This is a genomic window from Sphingopyxis sp. NFH-91 (assembly GCF_021401285.1).
Lineage (GTDB): Bacteria > Pseudomonadota > Alphaproteobacteria > Sphingomonadales > Sphingomonadaceae > Sphingopyxis > Sphingopyxis terrae_A.
Genome location: NZ_JACBGA010000028.1, coordinates 1 through 3443 on the forward strand (window position 1 = coordinate 1; position 3443 = coordinate 3443).

The window sequence follows — 3443 nt, forward strand, 5'->3', positions numbered from 1 at the left end:
CGGCGCGCCGGCCAACGGCTTGGGACGTGGAGCAGAAGCGACGGGCATCTTGGCTTGATCGACCTGCCACGCACGTCGCGCCGGTGCCTGCCGAATTAATGGACGCCCACCAAGGTGCCGACCCTGCCGCCCTGTGGCGCCGTGCGCCTGTCCCTTTCCTGTTCGCGCGGCGTGCGGATGCCGAGGCACCGGACACGGTGAAGACGCTGCGCCACGCCCTCGGACCTCGCGCCGCGTGGCTGACACGGCCCGACATACGCGCCCGCACCCGCGCCGCCTGGTTCGTCCAGCAGGAGACGCGGAGCGATATCCTGCATGATCTTATGGTCGATTCCGGCTTGCTGCCAGCCGCGCCGCTGCGTGCAAACGAAGCGGACCGCTTTCGGCACATGGGCGATCTGCTGCTCGACGAAGAGTGGCTGCTGGTCAAGCGCGGTTCGGTGCGGTTCGATCCGCCGAAGGAGGCGGATCGGTTGAAGCGCGCGCTGGCATCGGCGCGGTCCGGTGGGGATATGGCGGCCGCCGGGGTGATCATGTCGCTCGAGATCAAGCGGCGAACAGCGAAGCAAAAGACGAAGCGGTCGAAGTCGTCGAAGCGCCTTCATTCGCCCGCTCGCGGGCTGCCCGGCCGAGAACCCGGCGGCCGCGGACGCTGATCGGCAGGCCCTCAGGGAGGGTCTGCTTCTCTTAAAATGACGATCACCCCTGCGGCGCAGCCGCAGGCCGATCTCGCATGTCCGCCGGATGGAAAAGCGGGACGCGGCGGCGCGCCCGCTGAACAATGGAGACGCTGACGCGGGAAGCGAGGAACAGGGTGAAAGGAAAAGAGGCAGGAGTTCTGTCTCGGATCCCTGATCCTCCGAAAGGAGAATATCGTGAACGAGTATCAACTTCCCAAATGCCTGCAGGTGATCGGTCTGGCCTGCATTCCGCTGAACGACTTGCCGGACGAGCATCCCGCGCTGGCACGCCGGCCGGTTGCGGCGGCGGTTCTGACGTTGGTCGAACAAGATGATGGCCATCGCTGGATCAACGCGATTTGCGTGTCCGACGCGCGCAAATCGGAAATCCCTTTGCCGCACTTGCTCGACAAGACGCTGTTGCCCAGCGTGGTCCAGATCGCGTCCATGGCCGATCGCATGACGTTGGCGATGGACGCGATGAGCCGGCGCTTCTTCGTCGAGCCGGCCCTTGCAGAACTCTGCTTTGGCAAGACAGCTATCGATCCCGTCGCAATGGGTGACCGTGGGTTCGATGAGCGAACTGCGTGCCGTCGTTTCTCGGTCCCGATGCCCGAGATCGGCGATGCGGACATCGAGCTTGCCTGGTCGCGCTCGGCGCCGGCGTCAGCCGAAGACCATGCGCTGCGCGTCGCGACCGCACGCTTGATGCTGTGGGCGCATGTCGAAGCGTTCCGCAGCGCGCGACCGGAACCCTTCTTCGAGACGATGCTGGCGCTGCGCAACTGGATCGATGCCAGTGAATATCTCAAGTCTGCGCTCGCCGATATCGGGAACTCCCGCCCTATCCGCCGCGCAGACTCATTCGCGCATCATTATCGCGACTATCGACAACGCCTTGCTGCGGGGGACGAGACTGCGAGATGGGTCAGCTTCGAAGACGGGCTGTTCCACGCCTGAGCGAGCCTAACTCGTAGGCCCACAATCGACGGAAAAAATGGCCTCGCTGCTCGGGTCGCGCGAGCAGCGAGGCCTGCGAGCGTGCATATGCACAACGCTTCGCATGCGATGGGCCGCTGTCATGCCCGTCAGGGCACGGTCTAGCGACCAGCTTTAAATATCCGGTGAATCGACGCCCAGTAGCCGCTGCGGTGCCGCCTCGCCGTTTCTCCATCACATCCAATCTCAGCAAGGGGACCGCAGCGATGCGGCTCCTTTTCATTCGTAGAAAGAAGTACCAAATGACGACCATCCACAACATCCGCCCGTTCAACACCCGCTATGTGATCCGGGAACGCTCAAGCCGATATACGCCCGAACTCTTGCGCACGCACCGCACGGCGCAGGCGAGCTACGCTTACATCAACCGCCAGAATAGCGTCGATGAATGGGGTCCGACGCCGAACTGGGCGTCGCGCTCCGACCTTGCGGCGGCGGGCCGATGTGCTCCTGCCCGCGCCGCCGGACCCAAGCTGGGGGGAATCGCGCTGTGGGCACAAGCGGACGAGAATGCGGCCCGGTATCGGCCCGACGAGCCGACAATCGCGCATTGCGTTGGCAGTCTGCCGCGCCATGAGGACCTCGCCTTCTGGCGCAATCTGATCGAAGGCTTTGCCGAGGATTATCTGGTCGCCCGCGGTATGGTCGTCGACTGGGCGATCCATCATCAATCGGAAGGCGACGATCAGCCCGAAATTGCGCCGCACGTGCATTTCCTCATCACCTTGCGAGGATATGACCCGGAGCACCGCGATTATGGCAAGGTTCGCCAGAACTGGCTGCGGACGGAAAACTCCCGCAAACGCCTGGCCGAGCGTTGGTGGGAACGGACCGGTATCGTACCGCCCGAATATGTCATGGCAGCGACAGCGTAAAAATCCCGCTGAGATCGTGTCGGCACCGAGCACGGGTAAAGCGCCCGGTGCCGAACACCCTGAATATCGCATTGCCTGTTATGGCTTCAGAAGGATCGGATAGCGAGGCCTTCAAGCCATAACAGGAGAGAAATCGAGCGAAGAGGGTGATCTGAAGATCGGAGGAGAAAATAGAATGTATATCGTTGAACCAATAGCCATCGTCGTGGCCGTGTATGTTACGGTTGTTTTTATGCGCGAAATGCCGCGCCTGGTTGCATTGCTAATCGTCTGGATTGCCGACCGGCTGTCGGCAGCCAGGCAAACTCAGACCGTGGAAGCGCTTAACGGTCGCAAAGTGCCAGCGACTTGGACGGCGGCGTCGGAAGATCGCAAGTTGTTGCGCGCCGCCATGCGCTCCACGATGCGTGTGACGACGTTTCGTTCGCTCTATCCGACTCATCGCTAAGGGAAGCTGCTGAGCCCAGGTGTCGGCAGTCGAATTGCCGACGCCTGGGTCAGCCGGATAAATCATTATGCGAGTCCCATATCAGGGGTTCATCAGATGGCCGGTGTTCGCTCGCGCCATGATACTTATTTCGTCTCCAATCGGGAGCGCGACGTTGCCAGCGACCTCTCGTTACGCCCAGGGAGATCACTGAACCCTTACATAAGGATTGGGATCGCATGCCATGATCTGCGGCATCAGTGACAGGATCTTACGCGCCATTTTGATCCGATCAGCCCGATGGTCCAACGGGATTTCCAATACCCGACAAAGTGCCGCATTGAGGATCAGCGTGCAATAGGCACCCCCTTCGTGGGGTGATCGGCGTGCAAAAAGGACCCCTTCATCCCGGGGATTTAGTCGGCCGACTGGTTTTGATCAGTTGGCGAGAACGGGATGTTG

At 61.7% G+C, this 3443-nt stretch carries 3 protein-coding genes and 1 pseudogene; all 4 read left to right on the top strand.

All coding sequences use genetic code 11. The annotated features are described in order from the left end of the window. A pseudogene (locus L0963_RS19510) lies at window positions 1-656 on the top strand (hypothetical protein); the annotation flags it as partial. 219 nt (window positions 657-875) lie between these two features. After that, window positions 876-1640 (top strand): hypothetical protein, encoded by a 765-nt coding sequence (locus L0963_RS19515; protein WP_234181482.1) that lies wholly within the window; start codon window positions 876-878, stop codon window positions 1638-1640. A gap of 281 nt (window positions 1641-1921) precedes the next feature. Next, entirely contained in the window at window positions 1922-2554 is a 633-nt protein-coding gene (locus tag L0963_RS19520; RefSeq protein ID WP_234181491.1) for a MobA/MobL family protein, read from the top strand. A gap of 175 nt (window positions 2555-2729) precedes the next feature. Further along, window positions 2730-3002 carry a hypothetical protein gene (locus L0963_RS19525; RefSeq protein ID WP_234181493.1) on the top strand — a complete coding sequence of 91 codons (273 nt, stop codon included), beginning with the start codon at window positions 2730-2732 and terminating at the stop codon, window positions 3000-3002. Window positions 3003-3443 lie beyond the last annotated feature (441 nt).